Raw genomic sequence first — 17,046 nt, 5'->3', positions numbered from 1 at the left:
CCCGCCGGCGCATCGACGTGCTCCCTGGTCTGGAGGCCGGGGAGCACGTCAGGACGACTCGCGCACCACCAGCTCCGTCGGCAGTGTCACCTGCTGTCGGTCCGCGCCGTGCCGGGTGATGTCGATCAGTATCCGGGTCATCGTCCGGCCCAGTTCCTCCACGGGCTGACGCACTGTGGTGAGCGGCGGGCTGGTGTGGCGGGCGAGGATGGAGTCCTCGAAACCGACGACGGCGACATCGTCCGGCACCCGCCGCTTTAGGCGACGGAGTTCGGCCAGGGCGCCGACGGCCATCAGGTCGGAGGCGGCGAAGACGGCGTCGAGGTCCGGCGCGCGTTCAAGCAGCGAACGCATGGCCCGACGGCCCCCCTCCTCGGTGAAGTCCCCCGCCTCGACCAGGGCTTCGTCGGCCCGCAGTCCGGCCTCGCGGTGGCCCTCGCGCCAGCCCGCGAGCCGGCTCCGGCCGACGTCCATGTCGAGTGCCCCGGTGACGGTGGCGATGCGGCGGCGGCCCCTGTCCAGCAGATGCCGGACGGCCGCGGCGGCGCCCCCGGCGTTGTCGCAGCTGACGTAACTGAGCCGCTCCCGCTCGTCGCGGCGGCCGGCCAGCACGGTCGGCAGCCCCATCTCCTCCAGCATCCCGGGCAGCCGGTCACGCGCGTGGACCGAGACCAGCAGCACACCGTCGACCCGGCGGGTGGCCACCGTCGCGGCCAGCTGGTCCCTCTCGAACCGGTCGCGGACGAGCGTGAGTTGCAGCTGGGTCCGCGTCTCGGCGAGCGCACCGCTGACGCCGCGGATCAGGGCGGCGAAGAACGGCTCCGAGCCGAGCCGGCTCTCCGACTCCGGTATCACCAGGGCCACCGCGTCGGTGCGGCTGGTCACCAGGCCGCGGGCCACCGAGTTGGGAACGTAGTTCAACTCTTCGATCGCCGCCAGTACCCGCGCGCGGGCATCGGCGCTGACGAGGTCCGAGCCGTTGATGACGCGGGACACCGTGGTCCGCCCCACCCCGGCACGGGCGGCGACCGTTTTGATCGTGGGCTGGTCGTTCCCTGGCATGTGTCCCTCCCGGCGGCAACCGCGGCGGCACCGGCCGCGGACGTGACCAGCGGTAATTGTGGCAGACGCCACCGCGCCGGCACCGGTCTCCCGGAGTCGCTCACCGACGCGGGGTGTTCGGCCGGGCAACGAATCGCCTTCAGGTCATTGACATAGCCGTTCGCTGCCACGAGTCTTCCAACCGCCGGTGGGCACGTTCCCACCGCCAGTTGGGCACGTTCCCATCCCTCAGGTGGGTACGTTCCCATCGCCTGCCGTGTCCGCCACAGCCCCAAAGCCATCGCATACCCGCCGCCCCGGTGCGCCGGCGCCCATCGCTTGGAGGAAGACACATGAGCACGCTTCGCAGGTCATTACGCACAAGAGCGGCCGGGGTCGTCGCGGCCGCCGGTGCGCTCGCGCTCGTCGTCGGCTGCGGCGGCAGTGACGCATCGGTGACGGGCGGCGGCAAGAAGGACGGCAAGGTCACCATCACCGTGGGGCTGTACGGGGTGATGGGCTTCAAGGAGACGGGCCTCTTCGAGCAGTACGAGAAGGAGAACCCGAACGTCGACATCAAGGCCGAGGTGGCCGGCGACGAGCAGACGTACTACACCGCCCTGCAGACCAGGCTGGCCGCGGGCAAGGGCCTCAAGGACATCCAGGGCATCGAGATCGGCCGGGCCAAGGAGATCGTCGACACCCAGGCCGACAAGTTCGCGGACTTCTCCGGTGTGACGGGCACGGACCACTTCCTGCCGTGGAAGCTGTCCCAGATCACCACCGAGGACGGCAAGGTGCTGGGCCTGGGCACCGACATCGGCCCGATGGCCGTCTGCTACCGCAAGGACTACTTCGAGAAGGCCGGACTGCCCACGGAGCGCGAGGAGGTCGCCGAGCTGTGGGAGGGCGACTGGAAGAAGTTCGTCGACGTCGGCCGCACCTTCAAGAAGAACTTCGAGGGCGGTGACGTGGCGTACACGGACGCGGCCAGCGGCCTGTTCAACGCCATGGTCTACGGATACCCCGAGCAGTACTACAACGCCGAGGGCGACCTGATCTACGAGACGAACCCGGTCGTCAAGGAGGCCTGGAACCTCGCCGCCGACGCCGCCGAGGAGGGTCTGACCGCCAAACTCCGGCAGTTCCAGCCCGGTTGGGATCCGGGCCTGGCCAACGGCACGTTCGCCACGGCCGTCTGCCCGGCCTGGATGCTCGGCCACATCAGCGAGAAGGCCGGCGAGGCGAACAAGGGCAAGTGGGACGTGGCCAAGGCTCCCAAGGGCGCCAACTGGGGCGGTTCCTTCCTCGGTGTGGTCGAGCGGAGCCCGGTGAAGGAGGAGGCCAAGAAGCTCGTCGCCTGGCTGACCGCGCCCGAGCAGCAGGCGCACATCTTCCAGGAGCAGGGCAGTGTTCCGTCCTCGCAGGAGGCCCTGGACTCCCCCGAGGTGCAGAAGGTGACCGCCGAGTACTTCGACGACGCCCCGATCGGGCGGATCTTCGGCGAGGCCGCCCGGGAGATCCCGGACAAGCAGGTCCTCGGCCGCAAGGACGGCACGATCAAGGACACCTTCTCCCAGGGCCTGGCCCTGATCGAGCAGGGGGACGCCTCGCGTGACGAGGCATGGCAGACCACCGCGGAGCGCATCGAGAAGGCGGTCGGCTGACCCGTCGCCCTTCCGGCCGCCCGGGCCCGCCCGCACGTCACCGGCGGGCCCGGGCCCGGCAACCGGCTCGCACCTGAAGCTCTCGAAGGAAGGAAGTCCGGTGGCCACCTCCACCACCAAGGCCCAGGTCGGCGGCGAGGGGCGTCGCGGACCGTCCCGCACGCCGGGCGGCGAAGGCACGGGCCGGCGGCGCGGCGCGCTGCTGCACCGGCTGGACGTCAAGGGCGCACCGTACGCTTTCGTCGCACCGTTCTTCGTCGTGTTCGCCGCGTTCAGCCTCTATCCCCTTCTCTACACCTCCTGGATCTCCCTGCACCGGGTGGAACTGGCCACCCTCGACGTCATGGAGTGGGTGGCGTTCGACAACTACGTCGAGCTCTGGGGCGACGACCGCTTCTGGAACGCACTGGGGAACACCGTCACGATCGGTGTCATCTCCACGGTGCCGCAGCTGCTGATGGCGCTCGGCCTGGCCCACCTGCTCAACTACCGCATGCGCGGCTCGCTCTTCTTCCGCGTCGCCACGCTCGTCCCCTACGCCACCTCGGTCGGCGCCGCCGCCCTCGTGTTCACCATGATCTTCGAACGCGACTTCGGCATGATCAACTGGGCGCTCGGTCTGGTCGGCGTCGACCCGGTGGACTGGGAGGCCGACAAGTGGCCGGCCCAGCTCGCGATCTCGACCATCGTCATCTGGCGCTGGACCGGATACAACGCGTTGCTCTACCTGGCCGCCATGCAGGCCGTCCCCGCCGACCGGTACGAGGCCGCCGCCATCGACGGAGCCTCCCGCTGGAAGCAGTTCACGCACGTCACCGTGCCGGGGATCCGCTCCACCATCGTCTTCACCATCGTGCTCTCCACCATCGGCGCGACGCAGCTGTTCGGTGAGCCGCTGATCTTCGGGCAGGGGCCCAACGGCGTGACGGGTGGCGCCGACAACCAGTACCAGACGCTGGGCCTGCTGCTGTACGAGGAGGGCTGGAAGAACTACCAGATGGGCCGCTCGGCGACCGTCGCCTGGGTGATGTTCCTGCTGCTCGTCCTCGTCTTCGTGACACATCTGCTGATCAAGCGCCTGCGTGCCCGTACGTCCTGACCCATCGACCAGGAGTCTCCATGACCACAGACAGCCTCCCGGTCCGGACGGACGCGTCGGACCGGGCCACCTCGAAGACCGCGTCGAAGACGGCCTTCGTCCGCGGCGGCATCCGGATGCCGGGCCGGCGCGCCGGCCGCCAGCATCACGCGGGCCCGCTCGCCTACGTCCTGCTCGCGATCACGGCGATCCTGTCGGTCTTCCCGCTGTACTGGACGATGGTGGCGGCCTCCACCGACAACACCCGGGTCAGCCAGACGCCGCCGCCGTTCCTGCCCGGCCCCAACCTCTTCAGCAACCTCGCCCGTGCCTGGGACGAGGCGGCGATGGGCAAGGCCATGATCAACTCTACGGTCGTGGCCGGTGTCATCGCCCTGTCCACGGTGATGTTCGCGACGCTGGCCGGGTTCGCCTTCGCCAAGCTGCGGTTCAAAGGCCGCAACGTCCTGCTCATGCTGGTGATCGGCACCATGATGGTGCCGCCGCAGCTCGGCGTCGTACCGCTGTTCATGATGATGTCCGAGCTGGGCTGGTCGCAGGAGCTGCCCGCCGTCATCTTCCCCACCCTGGTGAGCGCGGTCGGTGTCTTCTTCATGCGGCAGTACCTGTCGGAGGCGCTGCCGGACGAACTGGTCGAGGCCGGCCGCGTGGACGGCGCGCACTCGCTGCGGATCTTCTGGAGCATCGTGCTGCCCGTGGCCCGCCCGGCGATGGCGGTCATCTTCATGATCACGTTCGTGCACGCCTGGAACGACTTCTTCTGGCCGTTCGTGGTGCTCGACATGACCAACCCGACGGTTCCTGTCGCCCTCACCCAGCTCAGCGCCGGATACGTCCGGGACCAGTCCCTGATCATGGCGGGCGCGCTGCTCGGCACGCTGCCGCTGCTGGCGATGTTCGTCGTCTTCGGCCGGCAGATCGTCAGCGGCATCATGGCGGGCGCCGTCAAGGGCTGACCCGCCGCACCACCTCAACTCGGAAGGATCCACGTGGTCACCGCAGCACAGCAGCAGACCGCGTCCGCCCCGGACGCCTCCCGCACCTTCCCCGAAGGTTTCCTGTGGGGCTTCTCGACCGCCGCGTACCAGATCGAGGGCGCCGTCGCGGAGGACGGCCGCACACCGTCCATCTGGGACACCTATGCCCGCACCCCGGGCCGGGTCCGCAACGGCGACAGCGGTGACATCGCCACCGACCACTACCACCGCTGGCGCGAGGACGTCGCCCTCATGGCCGGCCTCGGCGTCGGCGCCTACCGCTTCTCCCTCGCCTGGCCGCGCATCCAGCCCACCGGCCGCGGCCCTGCCGCGCAGAAAGGGCTCGACTTCTACCGGCGCCTCGTCGACGAGCTGCTGGAGAAGAACATCCAGCCCGTCGCCACCCTCTACCACTGGGACCTGCCGCAGGAACTGGAGGACGCCGGGGGCTGGCCGGAGCGAGCGACCGCCGAGCGGTTCGCCGAGTACGCGGCCCTGGCCGCCGACGCACTCGGCGACCGGGTGAAGAACTGGACCACCCTCAACGAGCCCTGGTGCAGCGCCTTCCTCGGCTACGGCTCCGGCGTGCACGCCCCCGGCCGCACCGACCCGGTCGCCGCCCTGCGCGCCGCCCACCACCTCAACCTGGCCCACGGCCTGGCCGTCCAGGCACTGCGCGACCGCATCCCCGCCGACGCCCGGTGCCTGGTCAGCCTCAACTTCCACCAGGTGCGCCCGCTCACCGGCAGCGACGCCGACGCCGACGCGGCGCGCCGCATCGACGCGCTGGCCAACCGGGTCTTCACCGGGCCGATGCTGCGCGGCGCCTACCCGGAGGACCTGCTCAAGGACACCGCCGCACTGACCGACTGGTCGTACGTGCGGGACGGCGACCTGGCGCTGATCCACCAGCCGCTGGACCTCCTCGGCGTCAACTACTACACGCCCACCCTCGTCTCCCGGGCCGACGGCAGCGGCAGCCACACCTCGGACGGGCACGGCAACAGCGCCCACAGCCCGTGGCCGGCCGCCGACGAGGTCGCCTTCCACCAGCCCCCGGGCGACACCACGCCGATGAAGGGCTGGGCCGTCGACCCGACCGGCCTGTACGACCTGCTGCGGCGGCTGGCCTCCGACTTCCCCGGGCTGCCGCTGGCCATCACCGAGAACGGCACCGCCTGCGACGACTACGCCGACCCTTCCGGCCAGGTCAACGATCCCGCCCGTATCGCCTACCTGCGCGGCCACCTGGCCGCCGTCCACCGGGCCGTCGCGGACGGAGCGGACGTCCGCGGGTACTTCCTGTGGTCGCTGCTGGACAACTTCGAGTGGGGGCACGGCTACGGCAAGCGCTTCGGCGCCGTCTACGTGGACTACCCGACCGGCACGCGGATCCCGAAGGCCAGCGCCCGCTGGTACTCCGAGGTGGCACGCACCGGCACCCTGCCCGACGACTGACCGGACCCGGTACGGCGTCCCGTTCCCGCTCCGCACGGTGCCGCACCACGAACCCGCCGCCGCGCCCCGGTTCCCCGGGGCGCGGCCCGAGGCGGGTCCGCCAACAACCTCGTCCAGCAGGTGCCGGTGCGGGAGTGGAGGAGGTGCCGGCAGGGTTCGGACCACGGCGACCGGCACGAGACCCCGGCTGCCGGTGCTGGTCAGCGGTGCTCGGGGTTGTCCGCCCCCGACCGACAGCCGGCATCCCACTCCGAGCGTTGATTGCCGTGGGCCGGGATGCCACCGGCCCGCTTGAGCAGGGCCGCGAGGTGCATCAGGTTCCAGGTCATGAAGCTGGTGTTGCGGTTGGTGAAGTCGTTGTCCGGGCCGCCCGAACCGGGGTCCAGGTACGACGGGCCGGGCCCCGCCGCGCCGATCCAGCCCGCGTCCGCCTGCGGCGGGACGGTGTAGCCGAGGTGCTGCAGGCTGTAGAGGATGTTCATGGCGCAGTGCTTCACGCCGTCCTCGTTACCGGTGATCAGACAGCCGCCGACGCGCCCGTAATAGGCGTACTGCCCCTGGGGGTTGAGCAGGCTCGAACAGCTGTACAGGCGCTCGATGACCTGCTTGGTGACGGAGCTGTTGTCGCCCAGCCAGATGGGCCCCGCCAGCACCAGGATGTCCGCGGCCAGAACCCGCTCGTACAGCGCCGGCCAGGCGTCGGTGCCGAAGCCGTGCTCGGTCATGTCGGGATAGACGCCCGGGGCGATGTCCTCGTCGACCGCACGGATGAGTTCCGTGGTCACCCCGCGCCCGTCCATGATCGCCCGGCTCTTGTCGATGAGTCCCTGGGTGTGGCTGAGTCGGGGTGACGGCTTGAGCGTGCAGTTGATGAAGAGTGCGCGCAGGTCGTCGAAGCGGTGACCGTCCTCGGTGGACGGGGCGTGCGGTGCTGCCATGGCGGATCCCCGGGGTGTAGGGCGGGCAGGGGAAGGGGCGGGGAGCCGGTACTCCGCGCCGCCCGGCGGCAGAATCTCGCGGAAAGCGCCCATTGTCCCGCCGCGACACACCGGCAGGCCCGCACCGCACCGAGATCTTCGTGTCCCACCGTGAGGCCCGGCGGGCCGTTCATGGCGGGCGGCTGCTGCAGCCGGGGGCGAAATGCCCCGTCCACGGGCGCGGGGTGCGAACAGGCCCCGAGTGCCCGTCCTGTCCATGGGCCTCCCCATGGGCATGCCCATGCGCCGGCCCTTGCCGCATCTCGTATGCGACAAGGCGGATGGGGCAGAATCGTGCAGAACGCACACCACGCAGTAGCGCTTCGGGGGTACTCATGACATCAGCAGGCCTGCCGTCTCAGGCAAGCGGCGCCCCAGGTCACGCCCAGCCGCGCGGGACGTCACAGGAGATCGCACTGCTCCTCGAGGAATACCGCACACTGCGGGAGGAGATCATCCACCGTGTCGCCGGACGCATGCAGATGATCGGCTTCGCGGGCATCATCTCCGCTTTACTGGTCGTCTCCGACAAGTTGAACTTCGGCGCGCCCGCCTTCTACGTGGCCGTCCTCGTTCTTGTCGTGGCTCTCTTGTGGCTTCGCGGCATCAACCGGGCCATCCAGCGCATCGGCCGGCACCTGCGCAAGATCGAGGAACGCGTCAACGCACTCGCGGCACAGGGGTACGGCAGCACCGACGCGGTTCTGACGTGGGAGACCCTGGCGCAGGAAGGACGGATGCGCGTGCGCGGCGCCCCTGGTCTCGTGGGCCGCTTCGGCGGTTGGTACCTGCGCGTCGGGGGTTGACGTCCGACGGCGGAGAGCGCTCGCCCTACACTCCCCCTCCCATGAGCCAACTTCTGACGGCAGCGCTTCCCGAAGCCGTCGACCGCACAGACCTTCACACCAGCCGGGGGCGCTTCGCCTGCTTGGAAGCCGCCCCCCGACACGGCACCTGCAAAGGGGCAGCGCTCCTGCTGCCGGGCCTGACAGGCAGCAAGGAGGACTTCGCCCCCCTGTTGCCCCTGCTTGCCGCAGCCGGATACCGCGCCGTGGCTGTCGACGGTCGGGGCCAGTACGAGACGGAGGGCCCGAGCTCCTCGTCGGCCTATGCTCCGGCCGAGCTGGCGGCTGATGTCATCGCCCAGACCCGGGCACTGGGGGACGGTGCCGTACACCTCGTGGGCCACTCGTTCGGAGGATTCGTAGCTCGGGAAGCGGTGCTCCTCGGGGCCGACGTCGAACCGGCCATGCCCTGGGCCACTCTGACTCTGCTCAACTCCGGTCCGTCCACGCCGTCCGCCCGTCATCGTCAGCGGATTCAGCTCCTCATCGACGCCCTGGCATCGATGCCGAAGGACGACATCTGGACCTTCGTGCGTCCCGCCCAGGCAGGTCAGGACGCTGAGGAGCTGATGCATGACCGTTGGACACGCACCGCTGCGCAGAGCCTCACCTGTGCTGCTCGATGGATGCTCGATCCCGTCTCGTCCCTCTCCGATCTGGCGAGATGCGACATCCCCAAGCTCGTTCTGGCGGGCGAACCGGACGACTCCTGGTCCGTCCGAGAGCTGGACGGCATGGCGGCACAGCTGAAGGCCGAACGTCTCACCGTCCCCGCCGGCGGGCACTCCCCCAGCATCCACTGCCCCGAGGCGACCGCTGCATCCCTCGTCGAGTTCTGGAACAGGAAGGGCCGACGCTCCTGACACGGTGACCGGCGGCGGCGTTCGAGCCCGTGCGAGATCACCACCTGTGGCGGTCCGCACTCCCCCGGACAGGACAACGGGCCCGGCCCGGGCGCCCCCGCCGCATGGCCACTCCCCGCGCGTGGGGGACCGTCCGGTGAGGTCCCAGGGGGTGGGGGCGTGGTCATGGGGTTCTCCGATCGGTGCGGTGGTTTCAGCGCCGGCGGGTGGAACGTACGACGATCTCGTCGACGTCGGTGTCGGGCGGCTACGCAAGGGCGTAGGAGACGGTGCCGTCGACGGCGATGACGCCGGCCCCGTGTCGGTGGGGCATCGGCCGTCCGGCGGGACTGTCGGTGATCCCTCGGCGATGTGTCGGTGGCCGCTGGAACCGTGGGCGTCGAGTTGCCCGGCAGCCGCCCGCAGCCGTCTTCAGCAGCAAGGGAGTCCCGTCGCCATGCCGTCCGTATCCTCCACCCCGCCCTGGAACGTCCAACGGCTGCCGCGTGTCGAGGGCAGCGTCTTCCTGGTCACCGGCGGCAACGCCGGCATCGGGTACTTCGTCGCGGAGCAGTTGTCGGCGACCGGAGCGACCGTCGTACTCGGCAGCCGGAACCCCACGAAGGCCGAGGTCGCCTCGGCTTCGATACGTGCGCGTGTCGCCGGTGCGCGGGTGCGGACGGTACGGCTGGACCTCGCCGACCTCCCGTCGCTGCGAACAGTGGCGGAATCACTGGAGGTGGACCGCCTGGACGCGGTGGTCCACAACGCCGGCGTCGCGCTTGACGACCCGCCGCGCGCGGAGACGGGGGACGGCCACGAACTCATGTTCGGCACGAACCACCTTGGGCACTTCGCGTTGACCCACTGGCTGATGCCGCTGCTGTCGGCCGCACCGGCGGCCCGCGTCGTGACCGTGGGCAGTTTCGCGGCGAAGTCGGAGCGGCTCGACCTGGACGACCTGCAGTCCTGGAAGGACTACCAGCCCCAACGCACCTACGGGCGTTCCAAGTTGGCGCAGATGTACTTCGGTGTCGAACTCGACCGCCGCCTGCGCGCTGTCGGCAGCACGGTGGCGAGCGTGGTGGTCCATCCCGGCGGCGCGCTGGACTCCCTCACCCCGTCACGGCCGCCGATCCATGTGCAGACGACCGGCGCGCGGCTGAGCGCGGCACCTGCTGCCCTCCTCGTCCAGGGCAAGCATGCCGGCGCGTGGCCCGCGGTCCGGGCGGTGCTCGACCCGGCCGTGCGGGGAGGCCAGTTGTGGGGCCCGCGCGTCTTCGGCCTGCGCGGCGCGCCCCGACGTGAACCGGTGTGGAACCACCTCGCCGACACCTGCGTCGCGACGCGGTTGTGGGACGCGAGCTGTGACCTGACCGGCGTCGGCCCCGGTACCGTCCTCGGCTCACACGGACACCCGTCCGACACTCTCTGAGGTCAGCTCTGCCGGAACGGCCCCGCCGGCAACGACGACACCTTCCTGCTCATGCGCTCTCGGACTCCCCGGAACAGGACGGACGCGGCCCGTCCGGCATCTTCGGCCGCGCCGCCCGATGCGCCGGTTTGAGTCGTCACTCGCGGGCCGGTATGAGTCACATGTCACACACCGTAGGGGTGCACCGGAACAGCGACAGAACCGCTGCATGCGGGGGAAGGCCCGACCGCCCCCGAGGCCGGCCGGAGACCGAACGCAAGACGGCCGCGCCCGTGTCCCATGCCCCGCGCTCCGCTCGAAAGGATCACATGAAGCCTCCACACACGCCCCGGTCGGCACGAGATCTCCCCAAGAGAGTGCCGGGCAGCACCAGACGCGTCGGCTCCGATGCCGTACCCGCCCCGGACGGCCCCGCGGCCGAGGACGCCCAGCCCGCGTCACCTACCGCGCCGGCCGCGCCGGCCGCGTCGGCGAGCGGTGACCGGGCGCCCGATACGGCCGGGGAAGGCACCTCTGTGCCCCGGCTCACCCAGTTCTCCTCGCTCGGGTCGCGGAGGAGTACCGGCCGCTTCCCCACGGCGTCGTCCTCGGCGGCCGACGCCCCGGCGGACGGATCCGCCGCGGACCGGCCCGGCGGCTTCGCACGTCGCGGCGAGGCGGACGGGCGCACCGCCGCGGACATCGTCGTACCGCTCAAGCCGGCGGCCCCGGACACCGGTGGCAAGGCCCGGCGCGAGGGGTTCCGGGGTGCCCTGGCCGTGGTGGGCATCGTGGGGCTGCTGTCGGCGGGCGGTGTCCTGCTGGCCCTGGGCCTGGCCGACCGTGATCAGAGCCCGGAGCGTGACAGGACGTCGGTGGGCGCGGGCTCGAACGGGCACGGCACAGACGTCGTCGACGGGCTCGGCGGCGTGCCGGCGCCTTCCGTGAGCGCGTCCGGCACCGGGGTCGGCAAGGAGCCCGACGGCTCCGCCGAGCCCACGTCGGCCCCGCCGGGGAGCAGTGCGTCGAGCGAGGACTCCGCGTCTCCGGGCGAACACGCCACCGCCTCGGCGCAGGACGAGCCCCGGACGAGGACGACCTCTCCGGCCGCCGCGCCGGGGGTGAACGTGGTCAGCCACGCGTCGCGGCGCTGCATCGACGTCGTGGGCGGCAAGGCCGCGCAGGGCGCGCGGCTGATGATCTGGGACTGCTCTCAATCCGCCTCGCAGCGCTGGACGTTCGCGTCGGACGGAACCATGCGCACGCTCGGTATGTGCGTGCAGCTCGCCGGCGCCTCGACCGCGGACGGGACGGACCTGGAACTGGCGGCCTGCGACGGGAGTCCGGCGCAGCTGTTCACCTTGAACATCCGCAATGACCTGGTCAGTGCTCTCGCGGACAAGTGCACGGACGTACGGGACAACGGTACGGCCAACGGCACCCGGCTCCAGCTGTGGTCCTGCTCCGGCGGCAGCAACCAGAAGTGGTCCAGCGCCTGAGACCCGGCGGCGCCCCGGTACACGAGGCGCCGGACGGCCCGGTCGGGGTCGGCCGTCGCCGCCCTCCGGAGGGCGGCGACCGGAATCCCCCTGCCGGTGGCCACTCGACAGGTACTCTCGGCATCGTGAGCACGACTGCGGACACAGCTGCCATAACCAACCTGATCGCCGAGTACGCGGAACTGGTCGACACCGGAGACTTCGCCGGTGCGGGTGAACTGTTCGCCGACGCCGTGTTCATCGGCAGCGGCGTACCGGTCCAGGGGCGGGACGCGGGAGTGGAGAAGATGCTCCGGGACAGCGTGATCCTCCATGAGGACGGCACTCCGCGCACCCACCACGTCACGACCAACATCGCCGTCGATGTCGACGAGGAGGCGGGAGTCGCCGCCGCCCGGTCCTACGTCACGGTGTTCCAGGCCCTGCCGGGCTTCCCGTTGCAGCCGGTGGCCGCGGGGCGTTACAACGACCGCTTCGAGCGCCGGGACGGACGCTGGCGGTTCACGGAGCGACGGGTCCGTATCCATCTGGTGGGCGACGTCAGCCGCCATCTGCGCGTCCAGGACCGTCCGGCACCCGCTCCGGGCCCTTCCGCACCCGCACCCGCTCCCACTCCGGCTCCGGTCACGCCGAAGACCTTTGCAGTATGAGACCGCGTCCTACGAGCTCGTGACTTGGTCTTGTCGAAGTGCCCTGGTCACAGAGGGACGTGCTGTTCGTCGTCGGCCCCATCGGTACCCGGGCGCCGCAGGAAGGCATCCGATGATCCGCCGGACACACTGATTGCCCGGCTGTTCCCCGGCCTGTGCACGGATGGGGATCTCGGTGATGTCAGCGCGTAACGGGAAGGCTAGCGAGGTGCCGCCAGTACGTCCCGGAGTACGTTCGCCAGCGTGACGCGGGCCAGTTCGCGTCTCAGGGTCTCCTCGATGCCGTCGTAGATGCCCTGCATCGCCGGCTGGATGCCGTAGCCCACCACGCATCCCTGGTCCGGGGTGGTGCGGTGCATCGCGAACAGCGGGCCGGGTTCCACTGCCTCGTACACGTCGAGCAGGGTCATCGACTCCAGCTCGCGCGCCAGCGACCAGCCCGCGCCCACGCCCCGCCGGGACTCCACGAGCCCGGCCCTGCGCAGCTCGCCGAGCAGCCGCCTGATCACCACGGGGTTGGTGTTCGCGCTGGCCGCGATCTGCTCGGAGGTGGCGACCTCATGGCCCTGGCGCTGGTAGAGACCGATCCAGGCCAGCGCGTGGGCGGCAATGGTCAACCTGCTGTTGGCGCTCATGCACCCCTCCTCCCGACCGCAACGCTCCATGTTACGACAGCACAGTCGTAACGCTTATGGTTGCAACAGACTGTCGTAACAATTAGTGTTGCGACTGACGGTATGGGTCAATCAACGAGGTGGGAAGAATGAGCAAGCCACTCACGGGCAAGGTCGCGCTGGTCACCGGAGGGTCGCGCGGGCTGGGAGCCGCGACCGTGCGGCTGCTGGCCGAGCAGGGCGCCGACATCGCCTTCACCTATGTCAACTCCGAGAAGCAGGCGCAGGCTGTCGTCGACGAGGTGCGCGGCAAGGGAGGGATGGCCGTCGCCTTCAAGTCCGACCAGGCGGACACGAGTCGGGCGCCGGAGCTGATCGACGAGGTGGTCGCGCACTTCGGCGGCCTGGACATCCTCGTCAACAACGCGGCGATCTCGGTGGAGCAGGGCCGCACGGTGGACGACCCGGACGCCGACACCGCCGCACTGGACCGGATGCACGCCACCAACTACCTCGGCGTGATCGCCGTCATCCGGGCCGCCTCCCGAGTGCTGCGCGCGGGCGGCCGCATCATCACGGTGAGTTCCGGACTGGGCTCCCGGGTCGGTGCCCCGGGCCTCGCGGACTACTCGGCGACCAAGTCAGGGATCGAGAGGTACACCATGGGGGTCGCGCGGGACCTCGGACCCCGGGACATCACGGCCAACGTCGTGGAGGCCGGACTGATGGAGGGCGGCATGGAAGGGCCGGACCCCGAGACCCTCAAGGCCCTGGTCGGCTCGCTGTCCCTGCAACGCATGGGCCACCCCGGAGAAATCGCCGCGGCGATCGCCTTTCTGGCGAGCCCCGCCGCGTCGTACGTCACCGGCGCGGTGCTGGACGCCCACGGTGGCTACAACGCCTGAACCGGAACCCCTGCCGCACGCCCCGAAGGACATCCGGCGCTCTACCGGCGGACCGCCGAGATCAGTCCGCCGGGCCGCTCCTCGCGCCGCGACGGGGTGCTGAGCGGGCGGCCGTAGGCGGCAGCGCGCTCGCGCAGGGTGTGGCTGTCGGCCTCCCAGCCGTGCCCGGCCAGCCAGTCCACCGGGTCGTCGGGCATCTCCGAGACCCACATGGACGCCGCCGATCCCGGCGCGGCGTCCGCGCCGAAGCGCTCGATCACGCCGCGCGAGGCCAACGTCAGCCCCATCCGACTGCCTGCCGCCGACTGCGTGCCGATCCGGGCCAGCAGCAACTCCACCGCGTCCTCGGGCAGATAGATCAGCAGCCCTTCGGCGATCCATACGGTCGGCATGGCCGGGTCGTGTCCTGCGGCGGCCAGCGCGCCCGGCCAGTCCTCACGCAGATCCACCGCGACGGTGATCCGCTCACAGCGTGCGACGGCCCGCTCCTGGCGCAGCACCGAAGCCTTGAACTCCAGTGGCGCGGCGGTGTCGACCTCGAACAGCCGGGTGCCCTCGGGCCAGTTCATCCGGAAGGCCCGGCTGTCCATGCCGGCGCCGAGCAGCACGACCTGCCGGATGCCGGACGCGGAGGCCTGCCGCAACAGGTCGTCGAGGAACTTCGTCCTGATGACGATGGAGAACGCCACGGCCATCCGGCGGCGTCGCGCGGCCTCGTCACCGGGCAGCGACGGCGAGGAGGGCCACAGGCCGCCGGCGGTGGCGAAGGCCTGTGCCAGCGGGTCGCGGAACAGCGCGTTCTCCCGCTGGGTCTCCAGCGCCCGCACCCTGGCCACCCCCACCGCGGTGGCCCACACGCCCGACGGCCGCACCCGCTCCTGCTCATCCGTCACCGCGCCAGCCTAGATGATCGATTCCAGAACTCAGCAGGCGTGTCCGAGGCCGGGCCGGGCCGGCTCGAAGTAGGCATATCCATGCCAAGGGAGGAGCCCGGCCGGCGTGCGTGCGGCGGTCAGCGCACCAACCGCTCGGGGACCAGGCCCTGGTCGCGCAGCGAGCCGAGCACCAGGTCCGCGTAGGTGGTCGCCCCGTAGGCGGACAGGTGAGTGTTGTCACCGTTCACGTCGGTCAGGTAGAGGGCCTTGGACCCCTCCACGCCGAGGCTCTCGACGAGGTCCTTCGACATCTGTGTGAGGTCGACCAGAGGCACCTCCAGCTCGGCCGCGACCGCACGCATCTCCACCGGCAGGTTCGCCGCCATCACGTGCAGGGCCACCGAGTTGAGCGTGCCGTCGCGGTTGAAACGGCGCCGCACCATCGGGGTGACGAAGACGGGTTCACCGCCGTGCGCGCGAACCCGCTGCGCCATCTCGGCCAGGTTGGCCCGGTACTCCTCCGCGGTGGTCGTCTTGTCGTTGTGGGCGAGCTGGATGAGGACCAGGTCACCGCGCCGGATCTTCGATGCGAGCTGGTCGAAGAGCAGGGGGTTGTCCAGGAAGGAGACCGTGCTCTCGCCGGAGTCCGCGTAGTTGGCCACCACGGCACCCCGGCGCAGCATCTGCGGCAGCTCCTGGCCCCAGCCGAAGTAGGGGGCGGCAGGCTGATCACAGACCGTGGAGTCACCGGCGATCAGGATCTGTCGGGTGTGCCGGGCCGGTGTGACGCGCAGCCCCGACAGCAGCGGTGCCGATCCACCGAAGCGCAGGTCGAGGCCCTCGCTGCCGACCTCACCGGTCGGTTCGCCCTCCGCCGCACGGACGTTGACGGTGAAGCTGCGCCGGACGGGGCGGCCGTCCTCGGTGGCCGTCTCCGCGAGGACGGCCCGGTTCTGCTCCGCGGTCACGTCGGTGCTGCCCGCCCCCTCTCCACCGAGCAGGGCTGTCACGTCGTAGTTCCCGGGCGGTACATCGAAGTGGCACACGATCGGCGCGGTACCGGAGCAGGCCGCGGGCAGTGCGGTCCCGCCATGCCCTCCATGGGCGTGGGCGGGCGCGGCCGGCACGGCCGACAGGGCGGTGAGCGCGGTCAGCAGCGCGACGCTCCCGGTCCGCGCGGAGGACTGGTGAGATGAACGCATGACGGAGGTCCCTTCCCGTACTGGTGCGTCAGAAAAGACGGTGGCGCCGCGTGCGGGAGCGGGGAGGCGTCTCGTGGGCTCCTGCGGCGCCCGCCGCACGGACGCATACGGCGATCCGCGCAACTGCACTGTGGTGCACGGTCTTCACACCGTCAACATGTTCGCTCACATCGGATCAGAATAAATCAGATTGCTGTAGGCGAGAGGAGAGCAGCGCAGTCGACCAGTACCTCGTTCACCAGCAACTTGCGCGCGCCGAGACCGCGTTCTGGGTGATCGCCGAACCATTGACACGGGGCTTGGATGCTTCATAGTCTCCAGATTGGTTCACTTCACAGGATGTCCCCCTGTCCGGGGGCGGCTGACGGTGCTTCGGGCCGTGGTCGGGGCCGTCCTGCGGGAGACCTACACCGTGACCACCACCGGCCGGGAGCCCGTCACGCTCTGCCTCTCCTGCTCCAGCCCCGCCCAGCGCGACGGCAGGAAGGACGACTTCGAGCAGGACCTGGTCGCGGCGCTCCTCACCTCCCCGTCGTCCGGGCGCTTCGACGAGGTGATCCGCACCGAGGCGATCATCGCCACCAGGCCGTAACCCGGCGGACCTGGAGCCCATAGACAGGCGTCTCTGATCACGCACAGCCACAGCGCTTGAGCGTCGGCGTTTCGGCCAATCAGCCAGCGAGCGTGTGCTCTTGCGCGCCAAGGGTCGGTGCACTGAGCACCTTCGGAGAACCGCTCAATCCCGGGGTGCTCAACCCGTCCGAAAGAGCGGGCGTTCGACATCGCGGCGGTGTCGTTGAACACACCGACACCGAACACACCGACACCGCCATCATGTCCACGGAGGGGAACGCATTGACGTAGATCGAACCAGGCAGCGATGCGGAACCGAGAACCTGCCCAAGGCCGCGGCCGCTCCCGCGGCACCCAACCGCCCGATCAGGAGGCGGCGGGCTGACCCACCGGTGCGAGTTCCCCGGC

16 protein-coding genes are annotated in these 17,046 nt (G+C 70.4%); 11 read left to right on the top strand and 5 right to left on the bottom strand.

What is annotated here, in order from left to right; translation table 11 throughout:
• Nucleotides 1-48: 48 nt before the first annotated feature.
• Nucleotides 49-1,062 (bottom strand): LacI family DNA-binding transcriptional regulator, encoded by a 1,014-nt coding sequence (locus ACZ3KJ_RS24815; RefSeq protein ID WP_467530138.1) that lies wholly within the window; start codon nucleotides 1,060-1,062, stop codon nucleotides 49-51.
• 332 nt (nucleotides 1,063-1,394) lie between these two features.
• On the opposite strand from ACZ3KJ_RS24815, the gene ACZ3KJ_RS24810 reads away from it, so the two are divergent.
• The 4 genes from ACZ3KJ_RS24810 (at nucleotide 1,395) to ACZ3KJ_RS24795 (ending at nucleotide 6,242) form a co-directional block, all read left to right on the top strand.
• Complete coding sequence (locus ACZ3KJ_RS24810) at nucleotides 1,395-2,708, top strand: ABC transporter substrate-binding protein (RefSeq protein WP_467530136.1); 1,314 nt, start codon at nucleotides 1,395-1,397, stop codon at nucleotides 2,706-2,708.
• A 100-nt stretch (nucleotides 2,709-2,808) separates the two neighbouring features.
• Nucleotides 2,809-3,807 carry a carbohydrate ABC transporter permease gene (locus ACZ3KJ_RS24805; protein WP_467530135.1) on the top strand — a complete coding sequence of 333 codons (999 nt, stop codon included), beginning with the start codon at nucleotides 2,809-2,811 and terminating at the stop codon, nucleotides 3,805-3,807.
• 20 nt (nucleotides 3,808-3,827) lie between these two features.
• Nucleotides 3,828-4,763: a carbohydrate ABC transporter permease gene (locus tag ACZ3KJ_RS24800; protein WP_467530133.1), complete on the top strand. Its 936-nt coding sequence runs from the start codon at nucleotides 3,828-3,830 to the stop codon at nucleotides 4,761-4,763.
• A gap of 33 nt (nucleotides 4,764-4,796) precedes the next feature.
• On the top strand, nucleotides 4,797-6,242 hold the full coding sequence (locus ACZ3KJ_RS24795; RefSeq protein ID WP_467530131.1) for a GH1 family beta-glucosidase: 1,446 nt from the start codon (nucleotides 4,797-4,799) through the stop codon (nucleotides 6,240-6,242).
• A 200-nt stretch (nucleotides 6,243-6,442) separates the two neighbouring features.
• Here ACZ3KJ_RS24795 and ACZ3KJ_RS24790 read toward each other — a convergent pair whose 3' ends face one another.
• Complete coding sequence (locus tag ACZ3KJ_RS24790) at nucleotides 6,443-7,180, bottom strand: flavodoxin family protein (RefSeq protein WP_467530130.1); 738 nt, start codon at nucleotides 7,178-7,180, stop codon at nucleotides 6,443-6,445.
• A gap of 374 nt (nucleotides 7,181-7,554) precedes the next feature.
• Here ACZ3KJ_RS24790 and ACZ3KJ_RS24785 point away from each other — a divergent pair, with 374 nt between their 5' ends.
• From ACZ3KJ_RS24785 to ACZ3KJ_RS24765, 5 genes are all read left to right on the top strand, one after another.
• On the top strand, nucleotides 7,555-8,025 hold the full coding sequence (locus tag ACZ3KJ_RS24785; protein WP_467530129.1) for a hypothetical protein: 471 nt from the start codon (nucleotides 7,555-7,557) through the stop codon (nucleotides 8,023-8,025).
• Between the two features lie 41 nt (nucleotides 8,026-8,066).
• A complete protein-coding gene (locus tag ACZ3KJ_RS24780; protein ID WP_467530127.1) occupies nucleotides 8,067-8,927 on the top strand; it encodes an alpha/beta fold hydrolase in 861 nt (286 codons plus the stop codon).
• Nucleotides 8,928-9,363: 436 nt separating this feature from the next.
• The gene (locus ACZ3KJ_RS24775) at nucleotides 9,364-10,341 is read left to right on the top strand and encodes an SDR family NAD(P)-dependent oxidoreductase (protein ID WP_467530125.1); all 978 of its coding nucleotides are present in this window, start codon (nucleotides 9,364-9,366) and stop codon (nucleotides 10,339-10,341) included.
• A 515-nt stretch (nucleotides 10,342-10,856) separates the two neighbouring features.
• The gene (locus ACZ3KJ_RS24770; protein WP_467530124.1) at nucleotides 10,857-11,819 is read left to right on the top strand and encodes a ricin-type beta-trefoil lectin domain protein; all 963 of its coding nucleotides are present in this window, start codon (nucleotides 10,857-10,859) and stop codon (nucleotides 11,817-11,819) included.
• A 125-nt stretch (nucleotides 11,820-11,944) separates the two neighbouring features.
• Nucleotides 11,945-12,469: a nuclear transport factor 2 family protein gene (locus tag ACZ3KJ_RS24765; RefSeq protein ID WP_467530123.1), complete on the top strand. Its 525-nt coding sequence runs from the start codon at nucleotides 11,945-11,947 to the stop codon at nucleotides 12,467-12,469.
• A gap of 200 nt (nucleotides 12,470-12,669) precedes the next feature.
• Here the strand turns inward: ACZ3KJ_RS24765 and ACZ3KJ_RS24760 are convergent, their stop codons facing one another.
• On the bottom strand, nucleotides 12,670-13,104 hold the full coding sequence (locus ACZ3KJ_RS24760; protein WP_467530122.1) for an Rrf2 family transcriptional regulator: 435 nt from the start codon (nucleotides 13,102-13,104) through the stop codon (nucleotides 12,670-12,672).
• A 128-nt stretch (nucleotides 13,105-13,232) separates the two neighbouring features.
• Here ACZ3KJ_RS24760 and ACZ3KJ_RS24755 point away from each other — a divergent pair, with 128 nt between their 5' ends.
• On the top strand, nucleotides 13,233-13,988 hold the full coding sequence (locus ACZ3KJ_RS24755; RefSeq protein ID WP_467530120.1) for an SDR family NAD(P)-dependent oxidoreductase: 756 nt from the start codon (nucleotides 13,233-13,235) through the stop codon (nucleotides 13,986-13,988).
• A 41-nt stretch (nucleotides 13,989-14,029) separates the two neighbouring features.
• Here the strand turns inward: ACZ3KJ_RS24755 and ACZ3KJ_RS24750 are convergent, their stop codons facing one another.
• Both ACZ3KJ_RS24750 and ACZ3KJ_RS24745 read right to left on the bottom strand, forming a co-directional pair.
• Nucleotides 14,030-14,845, bottom strand: coding sequence for a class I SAM-dependent methyltransferase (locus ACZ3KJ_RS24750; protein ID WP_467530301.1), 816 nt, complete (start codon nucleotides 14,843-14,845; stop codon nucleotides 14,030-14,032).
• A gap of 155 nt (nucleotides 14,846-15,000) precedes the next feature.
• A complete protein-coding gene (locus ACZ3KJ_RS24745) occupies nucleotides 15,001-16,065 on the bottom strand; it encodes a rhamnogalacturonan acetylesterase (protein ID WP_467530119.1) in 1,065 nt (354 codons plus the stop codon).
• A gap of 379 nt (nucleotides 16,066-16,444) precedes the next feature.
• Here ACZ3KJ_RS24745 and ACZ3KJ_RS24740 point away from each other — a divergent pair, with 379 nt between their 5' ends.
• Nucleotides 16,445-16,657: a hypothetical protein gene (locus ACZ3KJ_RS24740; RefSeq protein WP_467530118.1), complete on the top strand. Its 213-nt coding sequence runs from the start codon at nucleotides 16,445-16,447 to the stop codon at nucleotides 16,655-16,657.
• Nucleotides 16,658-17,046: the final 389 nt, after the last annotated feature.

This window comes from Streptomyces sp. NPDC003248, from assembly GCF_055563235.1.
This window is presented reverse-complemented; position numbering and strand designations above follow the sequence as displayed.

Coding starts and splice junctions, on each gene's coding strand:
- ACZ3KJ_RS24815 (WP_467530138.1), bottom strand. CDS start 1,062: ATGCCAGGGAACGACCAGCCCACGATCAAAACGGTCGCCGCCCGTGCC.
- ACZ3KJ_RS24810 (WP_467530136.1), top strand. CDS start 1,395: ATGAGCACGCTTCGCAGGTCATTACGCACAAGAGCGGCCGGGGTCGTC.
- ACZ3KJ_RS24800 (WP_467530133.1), top strand. CDS start 3,828: ATGACCACAGACAGCCTCCCGGTCCGGACGGACGCGTCGGACCGGGCC.
- ACZ3KJ_RS24790 (WP_467530130.1), bottom strand. CDS start 7,180: ATGGCAGCACCGCACGCCCCGTCCACCGAGGACGGTCACCGCTTCGAC.
- ACZ3KJ_RS24785 (WP_467530129.1), top strand. CDS start 7,555: ATGACATCAGCAGGCCTGCCGTCTCAGGCAAGCGGCGCCCCAGGTCAC.
- ACZ3KJ_RS24780 (WP_467530127.1), top strand. CDS start 8,067: ATGAGCCAACTTCTGACGGCAGCGCTTCCCGAAGCCGTCGACCGCACA.
- ACZ3KJ_RS24775 (WP_467530125.1), top strand. CDS start 9,364: ATGCCGTCCGTATCCTCCACCCCGCCCTGGAACGTCCAACGGCTGCCG.
- ACZ3KJ_RS24760 (WP_467530122.1), bottom strand. CDS start 13,104: ATGAGCGCCAACAGCAGGTTGACCATTGCCGCCCACGCGCTGGCCTGG.
- ACZ3KJ_RS24755 (WP_467530120.1), top strand. CDS start 13,233: ATGAGCAAGCCACTCACGGGCAAGGTCGCGCTGGTCACCGGAGGGTCG.
- ACZ3KJ_RS24745 (WP_467530119.1), bottom strand. CDS start 16,065: ATGCGTTCATCTCACCAGTCCTCCGCGCGGACCGGGAGCGTCGCGCTG.